Origin of the sequence: Parahoeflea halophila (assembly GCF_900220985.1) — a bacterium.
Classification (GTDB): domain Bacteria; phylum Pseudomonadota; class Alphaproteobacteria; order Rhizobiales; family Rhizobiaceae; genus Hoeflea; species Hoeflea halophila.
In genome coordinates this window covers 1,112,014-1,132,017 of record NZ_OCPC01000001.1, presented here as the reverse complement: position 1 = coordinate 1,132,017, position 20,004 = coordinate 1,112,014, and the positions used below count along the sequence as shown (strand labels likewise).

Annotated in this window: 19 protein-coding genes; 8 read left to right on the top strand and 11 right to left on the bottom strand. The window is 61.7% G+C overall.

Annotated elements, in window-relative coordinates; translation table 11 throughout:
* The first annotated feature begins 114 nt into the window (after positions 1-114).
* Positions 115-741, top strand: coding sequence for a TetR family transcriptional regulator C-terminal domain-containing protein (locus CRO46_RS05350; protein WP_097105704.1), 627 nt, complete (start codon positions 115-117; stop codon positions 739-741).
* Positions 742-753: 12 nt separating this feature from the next.
* Here the strand turns inward: CRO46_RS05350 and CRO46_RS05345 are convergent, their stop codons facing one another.
* The gene (locus CRO46_RS05345; protein ID WP_097105703.1) at positions 754-1,512 is read right to left on the bottom strand and encodes an SDR family oxidoreductase; all 759 of its coding nucleotides are present in this window, start codon (positions 1,510-1,512) and stop codon (positions 754-756) included.
* A gap of 237 nt (positions 1,513-1,749) precedes the next feature.
* Between CRO46_RS05345 and arsC the strand changes: the two genes are divergently transcribed.
* Both arsC and arsH read left to right on the top strand, forming a co-directional pair.
* Positions 1,750-2,154: an arsenate reductase (glutaredoxin) gene (gene arsC, locus CRO46_RS05340; protein WP_097105701.1), complete on the top strand. Its 405-nt coding sequence runs from the start codon at positions 1,750-1,752 to the stop codon at positions 2,152-2,154.
* On the top strand, positions 2,151-2,867 hold the full coding sequence (gene arsH / locus CRO46_RS05335; RefSeq protein ID WP_097105699.1) for an arsenical resistance protein ArsH: 717 nt from the start codon (positions 2,151-2,153) through the stop codon (positions 2,865-2,867). Before arsC ends, arsH begins: the two co-directional genes overlap by 4 nt.
* A gap of 25 nt (positions 2,868-2,892) precedes the next feature.
* On the opposite strand, the gene CRO46_RS05330 is transcribed toward arsH, so the two are convergent.
* Complete coding sequence (locus CRO46_RS05330; RefSeq protein WP_097105697.1) at positions 2,893-3,429, bottom strand: peroxiredoxin-like family protein; 537 nt, start codon at positions 3,427-3,429, stop codon at positions 2,893-2,895.
* Positions 3,430-3,514: 85 nt separating this feature from the next.
* Between CRO46_RS05330 and CRO46_RS05325 the strand changes: the two genes are divergently transcribed.
* Positions 3,515-4,258: a helix-turn-helix transcriptional regulator gene (locus CRO46_RS05325; RefSeq protein WP_244577771.1), complete on the top strand. Its 744-nt coding sequence runs from the start codon at positions 3,515-3,517 to the stop codon at positions 4,256-4,258.
* Between the two features lie 161 nt (positions 4,259-4,419).
* Here the strand turns inward: CRO46_RS05325 and CRO46_RS05320 are convergent, their stop codons facing one another.
* From CRO46_RS05320 to CRO46_RS05310, 3 genes are all read right to left on the bottom strand, one after another.
* Entirely contained in the window at positions 4,420-5,019 is a 600-nt protein-coding gene (locus tag CRO46_RS05320; RefSeq protein WP_179758957.1) for a DUF2799 domain-containing protein, read from the bottom strand.
* Positions 5,020-5,224: 205 nt separating this feature from the next.
* Positions 5,225-6,535: an NAD-dependent dihydropyrimidine dehydrogenase subunit PreA gene (gene preA, locus CRO46_RS05315; RefSeq protein WP_097105692.1), complete on the bottom strand. Its 1,311-nt coding sequence runs from the start codon at positions 6,533-6,535 to the stop codon at positions 5,225-5,227.
* A 16-nt stretch (positions 6,536-6,551) separates the two neighbouring features.
* On the bottom strand, positions 6,552-7,901 hold the full coding sequence (locus CRO46_RS05310; RefSeq protein ID WP_097105690.1) for an NAD(P)-dependent oxidoreductase: 1,350 nt from the start codon (positions 7,899-7,901) through the stop codon (positions 6,552-6,554).
* A gap of 207 nt (positions 7,902-8,108) precedes the next feature.
* Between CRO46_RS05310 and CRO46_RS05305 the strand changes: the two genes are divergently transcribed.
* Together CRO46_RS05305 and CRO46_RS05300 are read left to right on the top strand one after the other, a co-directional pair.
* Positions 8,109-8,945 carry an alpha/beta hydrolase gene (locus CRO46_RS05305; RefSeq protein WP_097105689.1) on the top strand — a complete coding sequence of 279 codons (837 nt, stop codon included), beginning with the start codon at positions 8,109-8,111 and terminating at the stop codon, positions 8,943-8,945.
* Positions 8,946-9,084: 139 nt separating this feature from the next.
* Positions 9,085-11,355 carry a glycoside hydrolase family 9 protein gene (locus CRO46_RS05300; protein WP_097105687.1) on the top strand — a complete coding sequence of 757 codons (2,271 nt, stop codon included), beginning with the start codon at positions 9,085-9,087 and terminating at the stop codon, positions 11,353-11,355.
* 32 nt (positions 11,356-11,387) lie between these two features.
* Here CRO46_RS05300 and CRO46_RS05295 read toward each other — a convergent pair whose 3' ends face one another.
* The gene (locus tag CRO46_RS05295) at positions 11,388-12,092 is read right to left on the bottom strand and encodes an SDR family NAD(P)-dependent oxidoreductase (protein ID WP_097105685.1); all 705 of its coding nucleotides are present in this window, start codon (positions 12,090-12,092) and stop codon (positions 11,388-11,390) included.
* Between the two features lie 38 nt (positions 12,093-12,130).
* The gene (locus CRO46_RS05290; RefSeq protein WP_097105683.1) at positions 12,131-13,084 is read right to left on the bottom strand and encodes a nucleoside hydrolase; all 954 of its coding nucleotides are present in this window, start codon (positions 13,082-13,084) and stop codon (positions 12,131-12,133) included.
* Between the two features lie 466 nt (positions 13,085-13,550).
* Here CRO46_RS05290 and CRO46_RS05285 point away from each other — a divergent pair, with 466 nt between their 5' ends.
* Together CRO46_RS05285 and CRO46_RS05280 are read left to right on the top strand one after the other, a co-directional pair.
* The gene (locus tag CRO46_RS05285; RefSeq protein WP_097105681.1) at positions 13,551-14,159 is read left to right on the top strand and encodes a hypothetical protein; all 609 of its coding nucleotides are present in this window, start codon (positions 13,551-13,553) and stop codon (positions 14,157-14,159) included.
* Positions 14,160-14,236: 77 nt separating this feature from the next.
* A complete protein-coding gene (locus CRO46_RS05280) occupies positions 14,237-16,183 on the top strand; it encodes a methyl-accepting chemotaxis protein (protein ID WP_097105679.1) in 1,947 nt (648 codons plus the stop codon).
* 101 nt (positions 16,184-16,284) lie between these two features.
* On the opposite strand, the gene CRO46_RS05275 is transcribed toward CRO46_RS05280, so the two are convergent.
* From CRO46_RS05275 to CRO46_RS05260, 4 genes are all read right to left on the bottom strand, one after another.
* A complete protein-coding gene (locus CRO46_RS05275) occupies positions 16,285-18,525 on the bottom strand; it encodes a heavy metal translocating P-type ATPase (protein WP_244577770.1) in 2,241 nt (746 codons plus the stop codon).
* Between the two features lie 9 nt (positions 18,526-18,534).
* Positions 18,535-18,747: a heavy-metal-associated domain-containing protein gene (locus tag CRO46_RS05270; protein ID WP_097105676.1), complete on the bottom strand. Its 213-nt coding sequence runs from the start codon at positions 18,745-18,747 to the stop codon at positions 18,535-18,537.
* Positions 18,748-18,846: 99 nt separating this feature from the next.
* Positions 18,847-19,143 (bottom strand): ArsR/SmtB family transcription factor, encoded by a 297-nt coding sequence (locus CRO46_RS05265; protein WP_097105673.1) that lies wholly within the window; start codon positions 19,141-19,143, stop codon positions 18,847-18,849.
* 114 nt (positions 19,144-19,257) lie between these two features.
* Positions 19,258-20,004, bottom strand: coding sequence for a HugZ family pyridoxamine 5'-phosphate oxidase (locus tag CRO46_RS05260; RefSeq protein ID WP_097105671.1), 747 nt, complete (start codon positions 20,002-20,004; stop codon positions 19,258-19,260).

The window sequence follows — 20,004 nt, the reverse complement described above, 5'->3', positions numbered from 1 at the left end:
GGCCATATCCGTAACAGCTCTGTCGGGACAAACTATGGCCGGACCAGGGGATGACATGGAGCGCACAACTTGAAGGCTAGAGCCACGGAAACCCAGCGCAAGACCCGCATCCAGATGGAGAATGAAGAACGGATTCTCGATGCGGCGCTTGAGGAGTTTTCGGCGCATGGCTTTCGCGGCGCCACCATCGACCGGATCGCCGAGCATGCCGGCATGTCAAAGCCCAACCTGCTGTATTATTTCCGCCGCAAGCAGGACATGTACGAAGCGCTGATCGCGCGTTTGCTCAAGACATGGCTCGAGCCTTTGCGGGAGCTTGATGCAACCGGTGACCCGTTGCCGGAACTGCAGTCCTACATTCGCCGCAAGCTTGAAATGGCGCGTGATTTTCCGCGCGAGAGCAGGCTTTTCGCCAACGAGATCCTGCAGGGCGCACCGCGCATCAAGCGCCTTCTCGAGAGCGAGCTCAAGCCCTTGGTCGACGAGAAGGTCGAAGTCCTGCATGGCTGGATGAAAGACGGGCAGATCAACCCGGTTGATGCCCGCCATCTGATCTTCTCGATCTGGTCGACCACCCAGCATTATGCTGATTTCGACACCCAGGTGCAGGTCATCCTGGGGCCGGACCGCGGCTCGGAGGGCCGGTTCGAGGACGCCGCGCGCTATCTCGAAACGCTGTTTCTCGACGGGCTGCGACCCCAGGCAGAAAAAGCGGAAACGCCGCGCGTACGGGTCCCTTGAGCTTGCGGATTGTCAGCTGATCAGGCCGACCGCGCGGCGGCCTTCCTCGGTTTTCAGCGAGAAGTCATCGCCGTCATGCGCACGGCCGGCATCGGTCGCCAGCCAGGCGATCGCCTCGCCGACCCATTCGGGGGAGATGTGCTGCGACCAGTTGAGCTGGCTGACCGGATTGACGCCGGAATCCTTGATCTTGCGCTGCATGTCGGTGGCCACGGTTCCGGGAGACAGGCCGACGATACGGACATTGTCGTCAGCGTTCTCCTTGTGCGCATTGCGGGTGAGCGAGAGAACTGCGGCCTTGGTGGCGCAATAATGGCTCCACCCTTCCAGCGCACCGGTCGCCGCACCTGACGAGATGTTGATGATGACGCCGCTGCCCTGCTTTTTCATGACGGGGATTGCCGCACGCAGACCGTGATAGACCCCCTTCAGATTGACATCGACCACCTGGCCCCAGGCTTCGGGGTCGGACTCCTCGATGCGGGCAATGGGATCTATCAGACCGGCATTGTTGACGAGAATGTCGAGACTGCCAAAATGGGAGACAGCCTTGCCGATGGCCGCTTCGACATCGCTGTAGCGGGCAACGTCGCAGGCGACGGCCAGCGCCTTGCCGCCGATCTCAGTGGCGATCCGCTCACAGTCTGACGTCGAGCGCGCCGCCAGCACGACATTGGCGCCGTATCCTGCCAGGATTCGGGCCGCGGCTTCGCCAATGCCGCGGCTGGCGCCGGTGATCAATGCTGTCTTGCCGGTGAGATCGATGCTCATTGGGTAATCCTTCGTGTCGTAAGTTTTCAGCCACCGATAGCGCAGGATGCTGCAATGGCCAAGCGGTGGACGCCAACCGTCTCTCAACTCGGTGTAATCCGATTCAGGTGAGAAGATCAGAAAGAAGCCAAGCGAGCACCTCTCGCGGATTATAAATCAAGAAATCTTGATATAATGCTGGCAATGGGTTCAAGCATGCGCTAAGCGAGGCAAAAGATCAGGGCGAAGGAGTCGACCATGAGCATCGTCATTCATCACAATCCGGGATGCGGGACCTCGCGGAATGTGCTCGAAATCATCCGGGCATTTGCAGAGGAGCCGGTGATTGTCGAGTATCTGCAGACCGGCTGGACCCGTCCGCAGCTGCAAGCGCTGTTTGCGGCTGCGGACCTGACACCACGCACGGCGCTGCGGGTGTCGAAATCGCCGGCCGAAGAGCTGGGCCTCACCGATCCGTCGGTCAGCGACGAAGCCATTCTGGATGCGATGCTCGAACATCCGGTGCTGGTCAACCGGCCGATCGTCTGCACGCCCAGGGGTGTGGCCCTGTGCCGGCCGTCGGAAGCCGTGTTCGCGCTTCTCGATGTTGCTTCCGGCACGCGCTACACCAAGGAAGACGGCGAGGTTGTGGTTGCACCATGAGCAAGGACATGCCCAATATCGAGCCGGAAAGCTTCCTGCGTCCCGACGTCGAAAGACTGGCCTCGCCCGGCGAGCCGGATCATCCGCCGCGGGTGCTGATGCTTTACGGATCCTTGCGGGCGCGGTCCTACTCCCGGTTCCTCACACAGGAAGCGGGACGGGTTCTCGAAGCGCTCGGGGCTGATGTGCGGGTGTTCGATCCGGCAGGGCTGCCGCTGGTCTCCGACGATGCCGAAAATCATCCGAAGGTGGCGGAGTTGCGCGAGCTCTCGCTCTGGTCGGAAGCCCAGGTCTGGTGCTCGCCGGAGCGGCACGGTGCCATGACCGGGGTGATGAAGACCCAGATCGACTGGCTGCCGCTGGCGCCGATCGGCGGGGTGCGGCCGACGCAAGGCCGGACGCTGGCGTTGATGCAGGTCAGTGGAGGATCGCAGAGCTTCAACACGCTCAACCAGATGAGGGTTCTCGGTCGCTGGATGCGGATGATCACCATTCCCAACCAGTCCTCGGTGCCCAAGGCCTTTGCCGAGTTCGACAAGGACGGCCGCATGAAGCCGTCACCATTCTACAACCGCATGGTCGATGTGATGGAAGAGCTGATGAAGTTCACGCTGCTGACGCGGGGCCGGGCGGAGTATCTCGTTGATCGCTACTCGGAGCGGGTGGAAAGCGCCGAAGCGCTTTCCCAGCGTGTAAATCAGCGCTCGATCTAGCGCGCCCGGAGAGAAAGCCCGGTTATCAGACCGCGCCGGTGTATTCGCCGCGTGCCGGGTAGTTGTTCTTGATGGCGAAGTCGAGTGCGCCGACCAGTTCGGAAAAATGCGGGCGTACGAAGGGCATGGTCTGCACCGAACCGTAATACAGGGTCTGTTCCGGCGTGACCATGAACAGGCCGGGTTCCGAGAACAATGCCGGCTCCTCGATGCCGATCGAGGTGGTGCCGCGCGAGGTGGAGATGTAAAGCCCCCATTCACGCGCCTTGGCCAGAGAGAGGTCGTAGCCGAAGCGCAATGTGTCGGCGCCGATCTTCTCGGCCATCTGGCGGGTGCGCTCCTCGCCGTCGGAACTGATGGCGATGGTGGCGACGCCGCGTTCGGCAAAATCAGCGACACGCTTCTGGAATTCGGTGAGATAGTTGGCGCAGATCGGGCAATGCAGTCCGCGATAGAAGCAGATGATGGTTCCGCGCTCTGACGCTTCTGTTGTGAAATCAAACGTCCCGTGATCAAGGGTCGGGAGTTTGAGATCCGGGGTTTTCTGGCGGGGCAGGAGCATCGGGAGACCTTTCGTTTGGGGTTGTTCGGGCACACTACAGGAATTATTGTCTGGAAAATCCCAATTAACTGACGGAAAATCCGATATGGCGCGTATCGACAGGCTCACAGCATTGATGGAGCGATTCACCTTGCAGGTGAGACCGGCGCCCTTGGAGACCGCCACGATGGTGGTGACAACAGGCCATGGCGGCAGGTTGGGCGAGATCTGGTTCGGGCGGGCCGGGGTCGGGGCAGAGCTTGCGGCCGAGAGCGTGGTGTTTGCGGCAGACGTCGACTGGGGCGGGGCGTCCAACCCGCTGCTTGCGGGCCTGCCGGAGACGTTCCGTTACGATCTGGCGTCTGACCCGGAGGCCGCAAGCCTCGTTGCCCTGATGCATTCGGAACTGGCCGCGGCGCGCTGTGGATCGGGATCGGTCATCAACCGGCTCGGCGAGGTCATGGTGGTGCGGTTGCTGCGGGCTCGAATCGAGGCAGGATCCACCGAGCCCGGGCTTTTGGCGGGGCTTTCCGATGCAAGGCTGAGCCGGGCCATCGTCGCCATTCACGGCAATCCGGGCCGCAACTGGCGAAATGATGACCTGGCGGAGGTCGCGGGGCTCTCGCTCAGCCGGTTTGCCGAAACCTTCGCCGGCGTCGTCGGTGAGACCCCGGCTGCATATCTGCGGCGGTGGCGGCTGCTGGTGGCGCGGCAGGACCTTCAGAACGGGGACCGCGTCGACGCGGTGGCGCGCCGCTATGGCTATCAGTCGGCGGAAGGGTTCGCACGTGCGTTTCGCCAGCACTACGGACAAAATCCGCTCGCCATGCGGGGCAGCGCGCCGGGTTAGGCGGTGCGGGAGAGGGAGGCGCTTTCTAGCTGATGCGAAGCCCTGTGGAGTGTCGGCGGATGCGGTTTGTCAGGCCGGTTATCGTGCGCCGGTTCCAGCCGATGGGGGTGCCGGTGAATGAACGATCTCCGGCAAAACCGGTTTTGCCTCTGTAACGCCCCTCACTGCGACAGCGGCGATACACTGTAGCGGAAATCCTGCATCTCGTCCTCGATAAGCCGCAAATCGGATTGCTGACGGCCGATCTCACGCTCGATCTCGCGGATGTCACGGCGGTTGTTATCGATCCGGCGCTCCACAGTGCGGCGGTCGTCGGTGCCGTCGCTGAGCAGTTTTTCATCCTCGCGGATCGACTGCTCCAGGCTGCGAATCCGTGATTCAAGCGAATTGATCTGGCTTTTCTTGCTGTAATGGGTGCGACCGAGATCGTAACCTTCCCGGAAGCGCGGCTCCAGGTTGGCCGGGCAGACATTGGCGTAGGACTTGCCCTGACTTCCGACGCTGAGGCCGTTGAGCGGGGTGCAAAAGCGCGGAATGCCCTGCTGGTAGCCCTGGTACCAGAGAGTCTGGTTGGCGGAGACACCTGCCTTGGCGCAGGCCTTGGCGTGGCGGGCGAAGCGGCTTTGCGGCTCATAGCCGGCCGCGCCGTCCTGTTCGCCAATGACGCGCCAGTCGGCGACGGCGCATTCTTCTTTCGACATGGTCTGGCAAGAAGCAAGCACAAGACAGGCAAGAAGAACCAGTACGGAATACAGCTTCATGATCATCCCCCGGACAATGAACAGACCCCGAAGCCTGATAGCAACTCGACGCAGGGGAGACAAGCAACAAGGCAGAGAGGTGACCGACCTGCGGACAGGATGACGGTGTCGGACGCCGTGTCCGCGACCATCGTCGTCGCACAAAAAAACCGGCCGTCGGAAAACGGCCGGTTTGTTGCGCAGATGTCTTGCAGGGGGACGCGAGTTACTCGGCAGCCTGTTTCGACATCGGGTTGTTGGGGTGCGAGGTCCAGTTGGCGTAATCATGATCGATAGGCTTGCCAGTGCGCGGATCGGTGCCTTCGGTCATCTCCACCATGGTGATGCAGTCATCAACGGGGCAGACATTGACGCAGAGGTTGCAGCCGACGCACTCGTCGTCCATCACCTCGAAATGGCGCTGGCCGTCGACCATGGAGGTGATGGCCTGGTGCGAGGTGTCCTCGCAGGCAATGTGGCAACGGCCGCACTTGATGCAGAGGTCCTGATCGATCCGGGCCTTGGTGACGTAGTTGAGGTTGAGGTACTGCCAGTCGGTGACGTTGGGCACTGCGCGGCCCTGGAAGTCGGCGATGGTGGCGTAGCCCTTCTCGTCCATCCAGTCGGACAGGCCTTCGGCCATTTCCTCGACGATCTTGAAACCGTAGGTCATGGCCGCGGTGCAGACCTGCACGGTACCGCAACCAAGAGCGATGAACTCAGCCGCGTCGCGCCAGGTCTGGACACCGCCGATGCCCGAGATCGGAAGCCCGTGGGTTTCCGGATCGCGGGCGATCTCGGCAACCATGTTGAGCGCGATCGGTTTGACCGCCGGGCCGCAATAGCCGCCATGGGAGCCCTTGCCGTCGATGGTCGGCACCGGCGCGAAATTGTCGAGATCGACTGAGACGATCGAGGAGATGGTGTTGATCAGCGAAACCGCATCGGCGCCACCGGCCTTGGCGGCACGCGCCGGGTAGCGGATGTCGGTGATGTTGGGCGTCAGCTTCACGATGACGGGCAGTTTGGAGTAGTGCTTGCACCACTCCGCCACCATCTGAATGTATTCCGGCACCTGACCGACAGCTGATCCCATGCCGCGCTCGCTCATGCCGTGCGGGCAGCCGAAATTGAGCTCGATGCCATCGGCGCCGGTGTCCTCGACGCGCGGCAGAATGGCTTTCCAGCTTTCCTCGTCGCAGGGAACCATGATCGAGGCAATCAGGGCGCGGTCGGGCCAGCGCTTCTTGACCTCGGTGATTTCCCTCAAGTTGACTTCGAGATCGCGGTCGGTGATCAGTTCGATATTGTTAAGACCCAGAAGCCTGCGGTCCGGACCCCAGATGGCGCCGTAGCGTGGCCCGTTGACGTTGACGACCGGAGGGCCGGCCTCGCCAAGGGTTTTCCAGACGACGCCGCCCCAGCCGGCCTCGAAGGCGCGCTCGACATTGTAGGCCTTGTCCGTCGGCGGCGCCGAGGCGAGCCAGAACGGGTTGGGTGATCTGATACCGAGAAAATTGGTGGAAAGGTCAGCCATGATATCTCTTCCTCCCTCAAGCCATCAGGGCTTTGTGAATGCTTTCAGCAGCGACCTTGCCGTCTTCGACGGAGGCCACGGTGAGGTCCTCGCCACCGGCGACACAGTCGCCGCCGGCCCAGATCTTGCTGTGCGAGGTGCGGCGATGCTCATCGACGCGGATGCGGCCCTTCTCCAATTCGATCGCGCAGCCGGCGAGTGGTGCCGGATCGGGCGTCTGGCCGATGGCCTTGAACACCTGGTCGGCTTCGATGGTGACCATTTCGCCGGTCCCGACCAGCTTGCCGGAAGCATCGAGTTCGGTCTTTTCCAGGGTGACGGCCTTGACGGCCCCGTTTGAGACCGCGAGGCCTTTCGGCATCATCCAGTGACGGATCGTGATGCCATTGGTCTGGGCCAGTTCCTGCTCATAGAGCGAGGCATTCATGTGTTCCTGGCCGCGCCGGTAGGTGATGGTCACTTCCTCGGCGCCAAGCAGCTTGGACTGCATCGCCGCATCGATTGCGGTCATGCCACCGCCGATGACGACAACCCGGCGTCCGACTTCCAGCTGGGAAAGATCTTCCGCCTGACGCAGCACCGCAATGAAATCGACGGCATCGATAACGCCGTCTGCATTCTCACCTTCAAGGCCCAGTGCGTTGACGCCGGGAAGACCGACACCGAGGAATACCGCGTCGAATTCAGCCGAGAGCTGGTCGAGGGTGATGTCGCGGCCGAGCGCCTTGCCGTTTTCGATGGTGATGCCGCCGATCTGCAGGATGAAGTCGACCTCGTCCTGGGCAAAATCATTGGTCGTCTTGTAGGACGCGATGCCATATTCGTTGAGACCGCCGGCCTTCTCGCGGGCCTCGAAGACGGTAATGTCATGGCCGTAAGTGGCGAGGCGGTGGGCGCAGGACAGGCCGGCCGGGCCGGCGCCGACGACGGCGATCTTCTTGCCAGTGGGGGCAGCGCGGGTAAACGGATGCGGCTGCTCGCGCTCCATGAAGGTGTCGGTGGCATAGCGTTGCAGCAGGCCGATCTTGACCGGCTTGCCTTCGGCCACCTCGCGCACGCAGACCTCTTCGCACAGGGTCTCGGTGGGGCAGACGCGGGCGCACATGCCCCCCATGATGTTCTGCTCGAAAATCGTCTTGGCCGAACCGACCGGGTTGTCGGCCTGGATCTTGCGGATGAACATCGGAATGTCGATCGATGTCGGACAGGCTGTCATGCAAGGCGCATCGTAGCAGAAATAGCAACGGTCAGCCTCGACCAACGCTTCGTGGTGCGTCAGCGGCGGATGGATGTCGGAAAAATTTTCGATGTAGTCATCGGCGGAAAGGCGGTGCGCCTTCACATCGTTTGTCTCGGATACAGTCATCAGGACCCCTCTCGTTGCGAGAACCTCTTTTGCGGTCTTTTGTACGGGGCTACTCCTCAGCGCCCCATTTCGCCGCCATTTGATGAGAATGAAGCGGTTTTATCAAAAGGTCAAATTTTTTATCAAATGATCAAAAATTGACTTTTTCGGTCAACATTGCGCTTCCCGCAAAGCCGGTTAAAACTGCTTCCAAACAAGGAGCATGCAGTGACCGACTACCCGATTACCGACTACGACGATGCCTATGCGAACGGTGCCCACATCGACGGGGCCGCAGAGTTTCCACCCCGCTGGACCGCCCAGGCCGAGACTTTCCGCGCGCAGCTCGGCCAGGCGGGCAGGGCGCGGCTCGATCTGAGCTATGGGCCGGCGCCGAGCAACCATCTCGATCTGTTTCTGCCCGAGGGGAGGCCAAAGGGATTGGCGGTCTTCGTGCATGGCGGTTACTGGAAAGCCTTTGACAAGTCCTACTGGTCGCATCTGGCGGCAGGTCCGCTGGCTCATGGTTTTGCGGTGGCGATGCCGAGCTACACGCTGTGTCCCGGCAACCGGATCTCCGGCATTGCGCGCGAGATCGCCGCGGCAATCAGCCTGGCGGCAGGCGAGGTGGACGGTCCGGTTCGCCTGACCGGTCACTCGGCCGGTGGCCAGCTGGTAACGCGGATGATCAGCGGCGCGGCACTGCTCGCCGGTGACGTGCTCGACCGCATCGCGGGCGTGACCTCGATTTCCGGCGTCCACGATCTCAGACCCCTTCAGCGAACCGGGATGAACGATGTTCTGGCAATCGGTGCAGCCGAAGCGCAAGCGGAGAGCCCGCTGCTGCTGGTGCCGCTGGCCTCCATTCCGGTCATGGCCTGGGTGGGCGCTGACGAGCGACCGGAGTTCGTGCGGCAGAACCGGGCGCTCTACGAGGTCTGGCGCGGCTTTCCCATGCCCGTTCAAATGCACGAAGAAGCGGGCAAACATCATTTCGATGTCATTGACGGCTTGGCGGATGCAGATCATCCGCTTTGCCGAGCGTTTCTCGGGCTTGAGGGCTGATCTGCGGCGGCTGGGAGAGAGGGCGGGGACGGCAGGTTAAGCCTTTGTTTATGGCAGCATTCTAACCTGATTGCTTCAACACATGCATTTCGGCCATCAGGGCCGCCGTCCTTCCCGATCGAGCAATCCGGAAACAGCCATGACGCACCATAAGGCCATGATCGGCCTCATTGCCCTGCTGGCAGTCCATGTCCTGCCGTCCCGTACCGCGGCAAGTGAGATGATGCCTGATCCGGCGATTGCTCAAGCGGCAATGGCTGGCGAATGGTGGGCGACCCCCAATATCGCGTTGGACTACCAGGCCGGTGCGCTGTGCGCGCGTGTGGCCGGCGGCACGGCGGATCCGTGGGACGCGATCATCGGCTTCGACGGCCTGGCTCTGACAAGGGGCGAGCGATACCGGATGACGGTCACCGTGTCGGCGGAGCCGGGCGGGCCGATGCGTGCGCTGGCGCAAGAGGGTGTCGAGCCCTGGACGCCGGAGGGCGAGATCGTCAGGCGGCTCGGTCCCGGCAAACAATCTTTGACCACGGATTTCACCGCCGAGGCGTCCCACGCAAAGGCGCAACTGGTCTTCCAGCTTGGCGGTTCGGAGGAAAGCTGGCGCTTTTGTGTACATGCGGCATCACTTCAATCCGGCCAGGCCCCGGTGACACAGTCGGTTGCTGCTGCGCCTTCGGCAATACGGGTCAATCAGGTGACCTATTTCCCCGATGGACCGAAGCGCGCGACGCTGGTGCGCAAGGACCGTGCCCGCGCCGAGTGGAAACTGCTGACGGCCTCGGGCGAGACAGTTGCGTCGGGCATGAGCAAATTTCTCGGTTTCGATGCGTCGTCGGAGCTTACCGTGCACGGCATCGATTTCGGTGGATACCGCAAGCCTGGTGATGGCTACCGGCTGGTTGTCGACGCCGAGACCAGTCCGCCCTTTTCGATTTCGGGCGATGCCTATGAAGAGTTGCGGGCTGATGCGCTGGGTTATTTCTACAAGGTGCGCAGCGGCGTCGAGATCCGGGAAGATCTGGCCGGCAAAGGCTATGGGCGCCCGGCCGGGCACCTCGGCAGACCGCCCAATAAGGGCGACACCGCTGTGGGCTGCGTCGACACCCGCACAGCCCGCAAGGTCTACGGCAAGGCATGGAGCTGCGGCTACAAGCTCGATGTTGCCGGCGGCTGGTACGATGCGGGCGATTTCGGCAAATACGTCGTCAATGGCGGCATCGCCACCGCACAGCTGCTTGGCGTCTATGAGCGGGCGCTGCATCAAACCCGCGGCACGTCTCCGGCGCTTGAGGATGGTCTGGTTCGGATTCCCGAATCCGGCAACGGTATCCCGGATATTCTTGACGAAGCGCGGTGGGAGCTTGATTTCCTGATGTCGATGACGGTTCCCGAGGGGGAGCCTTTTGCCGGAATGGCGCATCACAAGATGCACGGCAATCGCTGGTCGGCCTCGCCCAGCCTGCCGCACCGTGACCGCGAACTGCGGGTGCTGCATCGTCCCTCGACGGCTGCAACGCTCAATCTGGCCGCTGCGGCAGCACAAGGCGCGCGGCTGTTTGCGCCGTTTGACAAGGCCTATGCCGACCGGCTGCTCGCCGCGGCCGTCCGGGCCTATCGCGCGGCCGAAGCCAACCCGGCGCTCTATGCCCCCTACACCGACGGCAGTTTCGGCGGCGGCGATTATCAGGATGACGATGTCAGCGACGAATTCTACTGGGCGGCGGCGGAGCTGTTTCTAAGCACCGGCGACCAGGCCTGGCTGGAGCGGGCCAAGGCTTCGCCGCACTGGGCCGGCCCGGTGTTCCGTTCCTCCGGGTTCGACTGGCGTTCGGTGGCAGCGCTTGGCCGGCTTCATCTGGCCTCGGTTCCGTCGAAACTGCCGAAGCGCGACCTGAAGGCGGTTCAGTCCTCGGTCAGAGACGCCGCTGAAGCCTATCTTCGGGACCAGCAGAAAGAAGCATTCGGCTTCTTGTACCACAACTCGCATTTTGGCTGGGGCTCGAACCATTTGCTGATCCAGAACATGATCGTCGTGGCGACGGCCTACGACATCACCGGCGACAGACGCTATCTGCAGGCGGTGCGCGAGAGCATGGACTATATTTTCGGCCGCAACGCACTGGGGATTTCCTATGTCACCGGCTATGGCACCACCTATGCCTATCGGCAGCACTCAAACATGTTTGCGGCCTCCATCGATCCCTACTACCCGGCGGTGCCAAGGGGCGCGCTTGCGGGCGGACCGAACAGCGGCCTTGCTGACGACTATGCCATTTCCAGGCTCGAGGGTTGTGCGCCGCAGGCCTGCTATGTCGACGATCCGCGTTCTTTCTCGACCAACGAAATTGCCATCAACTGGAATGCGCCGCTGGCGTGGATGGCCTCGTTTCTGGCCGATACGCACTGAGTAACGTGGCGGTGCTAGGCCGCGCTGGGCTGTCACCAGGGCAGTGGGTTTCCATTGTAATCGAAGAAGCCGCCTGTCTGTGTTGGCGTCAGGCTGTCGAGTACGCCCATCAACAGGGCGGCTGCTTCCTGTGGCTGGCGGACGGTCAGGCCGTTCTTGGCAAAATCCGATGACAAGCCGGTGTCGACGGTTCCCGGGTGCAGGGCGACGCAAATGGCCGCGGGCTTTCGACGGGCCAGTTCTATGGCGGCGGTGTGGACAAGCTGGTTGAGGGCTGCCTTGGAAGCGCGATAGCTGTACCAGCCGCCAAGCGTATTGTCGCCGATCGAGCCAACCTTGGCCGACAGCGTGGCAAAGACCGATCTGCCTGTTTTGGGCAGAAGCGGCAGGAAGTGCTTCATCAGCAATGCCGGACCGATGGCATTGACGGCAAAGGCGCGGGCCATGTGTTCGGGGGTGATGGCGGAAAGCGATTTCTCGGGCGCGAAACCATCACCGTGCAGAAAACCGGTGGCATCGAACACCAGCCGCAACTCGGCCTGCCGCGCCTTGAGACCATTGGCGGCGCGGATGATGCTTTCCTCGTCGAAAAGGTCGAGCGCGGGGTCCGATCGCCGCGACAGACCAATCACCTCGGTGAAGGTCCCGGATTGCTCCAGGGCTGCCACCATCGCGGCACCGATCCCGCCGGTGCCGCCGATGACGACTGCTGTTCCACCTGTTTCATTGCTGTCCATGCGGCAGCTCCATTGTCCCGGTCGCCGCAGGCTGGTCCTTACCCGGCGTGGCGGGTCATCACCATCATGTAGTCTGCCAAAAACATCTGCGGATCGGTGTCGACCATGACCATATGGTTCGGTCTTCCGTCAAAGCAACGGGCGCGGCTTGCCGTGCCGCCGGGCTGGAACAGGGTCTGGCCGATGGAAGCACCGTCGGTGACCACGCAAAGCGCGCCTTTCTGCAGGCGGAACGCTCCGGGGACAGTAAGCCAGGAAAGAGCCATGACGTCATGCGGAACACACCCGGCCAACCCGAGGTGAGAACGGTAGAAGCGGGCGTAGAATTCCGCCATGGCTGCCAGAGGTGTGCCGAGTGCGGGGTTTTCCTTTGCCAGCGCCTGCATGAAATCGGGCGTGAAGACCACCGGCATGGTGCAATCGAGCGGGGCCAGAACCAGCGGCCACGAAGCTGCGAAAACCAGGTCGGCGGCGTGGGGGTCATTCCAGATATTGGCCTCGGCGACCGGGGTGACATTGCCCTTCTTATGCACCGCCCCGCCCATGACGATCACCGCCTTCAGGCGCGTTGCCACCTCCGGGTCGCGTTCGAGCAGTCTGGCGAGGTTGGTCAATGGTCCGACGGCGCAGAGCGTGATTTCGCCCGGGTAACGTTTCGAGGCTTCGATGATGTAGTCGGCAGCATCGAGCGCATGCTTGCTGCGGGACGAGGCTGGAATGTCGACTTCGCCAAAACCGTTGCGGCCGTGGACCAGGTAACTGGGTTCATTGCCCGGGATCGTCAGCGGCGCGGCTTCGCCTTCTGCGACATCTGCATCACAGCCCCAGTGGTCGAGAAGGGCGAGCGCGTTGCGGGTTGCTTCATGAGTCCGGACATTACCAAAAATCGTTGTCAGCGCCAGCAGCTCTATATCCGGATGGGCAATGGCATAGGCGATGGCCATTGCGTCATCGATCCCTGGATCAGTGTCTATGATAACTTTGTGCTTCATCGCGATTTCCTTGTTGCTGTCGGACCTCCAATGGCACGGCGGGAGCGTCGTCACAAGAAAACTGAGTAACAAGGTAAGGCCGGAGCAAGATTACTTGTTCATTTTCCCCAGCGACCGGCGGCATGGCAGGTTTTCCTGCCGTCGCTTGATGGGCGTTGTTCTCGCCGGATGACGCCCGTCAGCTTTCAGAGCCGCTGAGTGGTGCTCGGGCCACATTCGTGCACAAGCTTCCGTCCCGCTTCCCGCACCAGATCTTTGCGGTGGCAACCTTGTGGCGTCCCGTCTTGCCGGAATTTTCTGGCAGTCAACGATTTCGCGCCCTGTTTGCCGGGGCTGGCACTTTCAAGTGTATTTCCCTCATGAATTGCAGGCTCATCTTGTGCAGCTGCGATTAATTCAGTGATGCCTCTGTTGTTAACGGTGCCTTAAAAACATTTCTCCAATTTTTGGCAAAAAGGAGAGGAAGATGGCCCTGATGAGAAGCATACTCGCCGCCGCAGCTTTCGGGGGCGTGATCATGTCGCCGGCGTCTGCACAGACGATTGCCCCGGACGTCGACAGCCTGATCACACCTTCGGTGATTGAAGACATGCGCGAGTGGATCGAGACCGACATCGTGCGGATTTCGATCGGTGCACAGAACGCGCGGTTGCAGAAATTGCCGCAGGACCAGATCGATGCGCTGGACATTCAATGGCAAGAGGAGCGCGAAAGCGACGACAAACCGCTGATTGCCGCAACGCTGTCCAACCCGCTTTCTGTTTATCTCACTCGTCTGCAGGGCAAATCACTCGGTCTTTACGCCGAGATCTTTGTCATGGACCAGAATGGGCTGAATGTCGGCCAAAGCTCGATCACCGGCGACTTCTGGCAGGGTGACGAGGCCAAGTTTCAGAAAACCTATGATGTATCCGGTGATGCCTTGTTCATCGATGAGCCCGAATGGGACGAGGACAACAAGATCTGGCGCGGGCAGGTGAGCTTCACCATTACCGACGAAGGCAAATCAATCGGTGCCGTGACGATGGAAGTCAATCTGACTGAACTCGAGCGGCGCACAGCTGCTGGTGCATGACGCAAGAGCAGCAATCAGCGTCGTGAATGGCTTCATGCATGAGGCCGCGACCCGGCAGACCTAACAGGACGTCCAATATGCTCAAGAATTTATCTGTCAGCAAAAAGGGCTTTGCGGCCTTTGCCATTCTCGCCTTCATTGCCATCGGAGCTTCCAGCCTGATCTACATGCGGGCAACGACCGCAAACGAACTTGCTCGAAACAGCCAGACGATGGCGGATTTGCTGGCACAAACCGCCGGTCTCAATGCCGATGTCAGCAAGGCCAATCTTCAGGTCAAGAATTTCCTGCTGACCGGCAACCGGGAGTTCGTCGCAGCGTATGAGCAAACAAGTGCTGCCGTTGATGCGAGAATTGAGAAGCTGGAAGGGCTTTACGCCGCCCATGCAGCCAGCGAAAGCGCGGTCCTTGGCGAAGCCGCTGCGGTGTTGGGCGAATGGCGGAGCAGTGTGGTCGACCGTCAGATCAAGTTGATGCGCGACCCGATGACCGTGGAAACGGCTCGCGTGCTGGAACTCACCGGCGAGGGGCAGGCGTTGCTGGGTGAATTCGGCAACAAGGTTGGCGCGCTGATCGGCAGCATCCAGCAAAAGAGCGCGTCTGCATCAAATGAACAGATGCAGGCCCTCTCCGCCGTCGAGACGATCAGCCTTGTCGCTTCCATTATCGTCGCACTGGTGGCGGCCGGCATGGGACTGCTGAACTTCCAGCTGGTTTCCCGTCCGCTTGGCCGCCTGGCCGACGCCACGCAACGGCTTGCCAATGGCGATCTTGATGTGAGCATCGACAAGGGCGGCAAGGACGAGATCGGCAAGATGGCAGCGGCCATGCAGATCTTCCGTGAAGCCGGGATCGCCAATCAACGGCTGCAGGCCGAAGCCGAAGAAAACCGCAAACAGGCTGAATCGGACCGTATCGCGGCCCAGGAAAAGGCCGAAGCGGATGCAGCAGAGCGGCTCAGGATCGCGACATCGGGCCTTGCGACCGGCCTGCAGCGGCTCGCCGCAGGGGATCTTTCCTTCCAGCTCGAAGAAGCCTTTGCGCCGGACTTCGAAGCACTGCGTCATGACTTCAACACCTCGGTCAAGCAGTTGGGCTCGACCATGGCGTCGATCACGGAAAGCGTCGCGATGATGGAGACCGGCACCCGCGAAATCGCCAACGGCACTGATGACTTGTCCAAGCGCACCGAGCGGCAGGCCGCGGCGCTTGAGGAAACAGCCGCGGCTGTGGAGGAGATCACGTCCAATGTGGTCAACTCGACCCAGCGGACCGAAGAAGCGCGCAATGTTGCCTCCCAGGCCAACACCTCGGCCAACCAGTCCTCCGAGGTTGTCGGCCAGGCCGAAGAGGCGATGCGCCGGATTGAGGAGAGCTCGAAGCAGATTTCCAACATCATCGGTGTGATCGACGAGATCGCGTTCCAGACCAATCTGCTGGCGCTCAATGCCGGCGTAGAGGCTGCGCGTGCCGGTGAAGCAGGCAAGGGTTTTGCGGTCGTCGCCCAGGAAGTGCGCGAGCTGGCCCAGCGCTCGGCCAATGCCGCCAAGGAAATCAAGGAGCTAATCGAGAACTCCTCGACGGAAGTCTCCAGCGGTGTGGATCTGGTGCGCAAGGCCAGCGAAGCACTTCGCACCATCGGCGGGTTCATCACCGACATGAACACCCACATGGATGCGATCGCGATTTCTGCCAAGGAACAGTCGACCGGGTTGTCGGAAGTCAACCAAGCCGTCAGCTCGATGGACCAGACCACGCAGCAGAACGCGGCCATGGTGGAGCAGTCCAATGCTGCATCGTCGGAACTTGCCGCCGAGGCGGCAAAGCTTCGGGAACTGATTTCACAGTTCACCATCGATGGCTCTGCGATGGTTCAGTCGCGCGCCCTGCGCTCGACAGCACAGACAATGGCCAGGGCCGTCGCGGTCGAGGCTCCCCGTCCCACCGCCAGACCGAAGCAGCCGCCGGTCATGCGAAGCCAAGGCAATGCAGCCGCGGCTGCGGACAGCTGGGAAGAGTTCTGAGGCGGCCGCTGAAAGCTCTGAACACCATCCGCACATGCAAAAGCCCGCTTCTTACGAGGCGGGCTATTTCTATCGGTTGGCAGAGGAATGTCTGACCCAACTCATCCGCGGGAGAAACTTGGTTTCCAGCGTGCCATCAGTGCGGAATTGGTGACAACGCTGACCGATGAAAAGGCCATGGCCGCGCCGGCAAAGACCGGGGGCAGAATTCCAAACGCTGCAAGCGGGATGCCGATGACATTGTAGACAAAGGCCCAGCCGAGGTTCTGCCGGATGGTACGCCGCGTTCTGGCCGCAACATCGAGAGCCGCGGGCACCAGCCGCAGGTCGGGGCGCATCAGGGTGATGGCGGCCGCCTCGCGGGCAGCGTCTGCGCCGGTGGCCATGGCAATCCCAAGATTTGCTGCGGCCAGCGCCGGGGCATCGTTCAAACCATCCCCGACGAAAGCGACATGCCCGCCGGTGCTTTTCGTCAGCTCGCGGATGATCTCCAGCTTCTGGTCTGGAAGCAGGCCGGTACGGACATTGCTCACTCCGGCTTCGGCCGCGATCGCCATGGCTGCCGCCTCGTTGTCCCCGGTCAGCATGACGCTATCCAGGCCCCTGGCGGAGAGGTCATCGAGCGCCGCACGGGTTTCGGGGCGGATCCTGTCAGCCAGCCGGATGACGCCGAGCAACCGGTCACCTTTAGCCACCCATGCCAGTGTCCCGGCTGCGTCGCGGGCGTCCGTGGTTTCCGCGGCGGAAGTGTCGACCCCGGCGTCGGTGAGATAGCACTCAGTCCCCACCATGATCTCGACCGCGCCATTCATGCCCTGCAACCCGCGTCCCGGCACTGCACGGATCCGGGTGGCCGGCTCGATACTGACGCCCTGCCGTGCGGCATGGTCGAGAATGGCCCGGCCGAGCGGGTGTTCGCTGCCGGTTTCGACCGAGCCGGCCAGGGCCAGCAATTCGTCCGCAGTCGTTGTGCCGACCGGATGAACGCCAACGACTTCGGGAGCGCCCATGGTCAGCGTGCCGGTCTTGTCGAAGGCGACAAGCTTGATGTCGGTGGCGCGTTCCAGGGTCTCGATATCACGGATCAGAATGCCCGATCTCGCGGCGGCGCCGGTGCCGGCCACGAGCGCGGTCGGCGTGGCCAGCCCGAGGGCACAGGGGCAGGCGATCACCAGCACGGCTACGGCTGCGACCATTGCGGTTTCGACACCCGCGCCGGTGAAGAGCCAGCCGGTGAATGTGACCAGGGCGATGACAAGAATGAGCGGAACGAAGACTGCGGAAATCCGGTCGACGAGCTTTTGCACCGGCGCATGGCCGGTCTGGGCCTCCTCGACCAGCCGGGTCATCCTTGCCAGTCGTGTGTCGGCACCGGCGGCGCTGACTTCGACCTCAAGAACGCCATCGGTGTTGGTTGTTCCGGTGATGACCGGATCACCGGGCCCACGCGATACCGGCATGCTCTCGCCGGTGACCATGGCCTCGTCCAGCGCAGAGCTGCCGTTGCGGATGATGCCATCGGCCGCAACCCGCATGCCGGGCCGGATGATGATCACATCCCCGGCTGCCAGGCGCTCGACCGGGATGGTGCGGACGGATCCGCTCAGCGTGACCAGTTCAGCAGTGTCGGGCTGCAGCCTTCCAAGCGCGCGCAAGGCCCCAGCTGCGCCGGACTTGGCGCGGGCTTCCAGGTACTTGCCAAGCATGATCAGGGTGAGCACGACGGCGGCCGCTTCAAAATGCAGATGCGAGGCCATCTCCGTTTCACTGCCTGAATGGTTGCCCATCCAGCCATTGACCATGATCCATAGCGACCAAAGGTAGGCGACACCGGTGCCGAGGCTGACCAGCACGGCCATGTTCGCCGAGCCGCCACGAAGCGCGCCGGCGGCCTCGCGCAAGAAGCGGCTGCCCGAAACCGCCATCACACCGGTGGCAAGCAATGCCTGCCAGAGCGGCGATATCCATGCCTCCCCCAATCCGGTCATCATCGGCAACATGCCGATAACGATCGGCAGGGTGAGCAGCGCTGAAATCACCAGACGCACAAGGGTCTGGCGTTCATCGGCACGGCGGGTGGCCGCCTGTGCCTCATCGGCATCACGATGGGCCGCAAAATCATTGCGGCGCAAGACGGCACCGAACCCCGCCCGGCCGATCGCTTCGGCGAGCTTCTCCGGGTCGAGGTCGGCACCTTTGATGTCGGCGCGCTCAAGCGCGAGATTGACCTCGGCTTGCTGCACACCGGGCTGGCGGCCGAGAACCTTTTCCACGCGCGCCGAACAGCTTGCACAGGTCATGCCCGTGATGTCGAAAGTCACATGTTCGGGGCTAAAAGTCACTGTTTGGCTTCAGGACGTCACACGGGTGACGTCAAAGCCGCAATCCTCGATCGCGCCCTTGAGCATTTCGGTGAGCCCGGACCTGCTGACATCAGCTGTCAGCTTTCCGTTCTCCAGATCGACAGAAAGGTTGGAAACGCCCTCAATGGCGTTGCCGGCCTTTTCCACGGAACGCACGCAGCCACCGCAATGCATCCCGGCAATTTGCATCGACACAATCATGACAAGTATCCTTCCGTCCCTTCATATGGGGAGGCGGAGGTGAACGCGTCAAGCTCTGCGGCTCCCTGTTGCAATTGAAATCGGGACGGCGTGAATGTCTCAGTTGCAATAGATGGTGGAGAGCGTCCGCAGCATCTGGAGAACCGGCTCGGAGTTGATCGAATAATACACCGCTTGCGCTTCGCGGCGGGTCTTGACCAACTGGCGGGTTCTCAATTTGGCAAGATGTTGAGACAGGGCAGATTGGCTAAGCTCCACCTTTTCAGCAAGCGTTCCAACCTGCATTTCACCGTTTGCAAGGTTGCACAGGATCATCATCCGTTTTTGATTGCCCATCGCCGAAAGCAGGTCGGCAGCTTCTTCAGAGTGGGTTTCAAGTCGGCTAGCATCGATCATTGGTGTCATCCGTAGTCACCGCGCGGGGCGGGCATCAAGCAATTTATGCAAATACACAAAAAAGTCGTTGGCTATATTTCGACTATAAAAGGGTCAATGTACACCCCTATTTTCTCATAGCGTACGCTTGAGTTCGGTTAGTTTTGCACGCAGGCTGCCCGCATCCTTTAACGGCGAGGCAAATTCGATGCGCATCAGTTCATCGTGATTGGCCAGATCGATCCCCGCGCAATCAATACCGCAGACTTTCCAGCCGGCCCTCTTCGACTTTCCATGCAAACGGGCATAAGTGTCGACCGCATCAGCATGATCGGCATTCATCTGGGCGATGGCCCCGGTCTCGATCGCTTCAATATCTGCAATCGCCGGCGAGGTGATCAGGAGGTCGGCTGCATCGAGCACGAAGGCCTTGCCGAAGCCACCGTTCAGGCTGGCTGATTCGGGCAGCATTCTGAAGAATGTGAAATCGGGGAAATCGGCGTAAAGCGCTGCCTTCGGATGCCGTGCAATGAAGCGCGCGCGCAACCGCGAATGGGAGGTGTCATCCCTGTCGATCCGTTCGGCCCTGGTCCGCACGGTGATCCGGGGGTGGGCAAGCGGATCGCCTTTTCCCGGTTCGCCGAACAACAGCGAGGCCCGCGGATCGGCGGCCAGCGCACCGGTGTGCACCGAGAGCGCCGAGACGAGGATCAAGGGGGTGCCGTCGACATCGGTGCCGGTCAGCACCCTGCTGGCAAAGGGAAAGCCGGTGTCGGGCTCAAGCACACCGATTGCTGCAAACCGCGCTCCACGGATGAGGCGGCGCGCCAGGCGGCGTGCCTCCTCATCCGTTTCGCGAATGGTCTTGACCGGCTCCTTCAT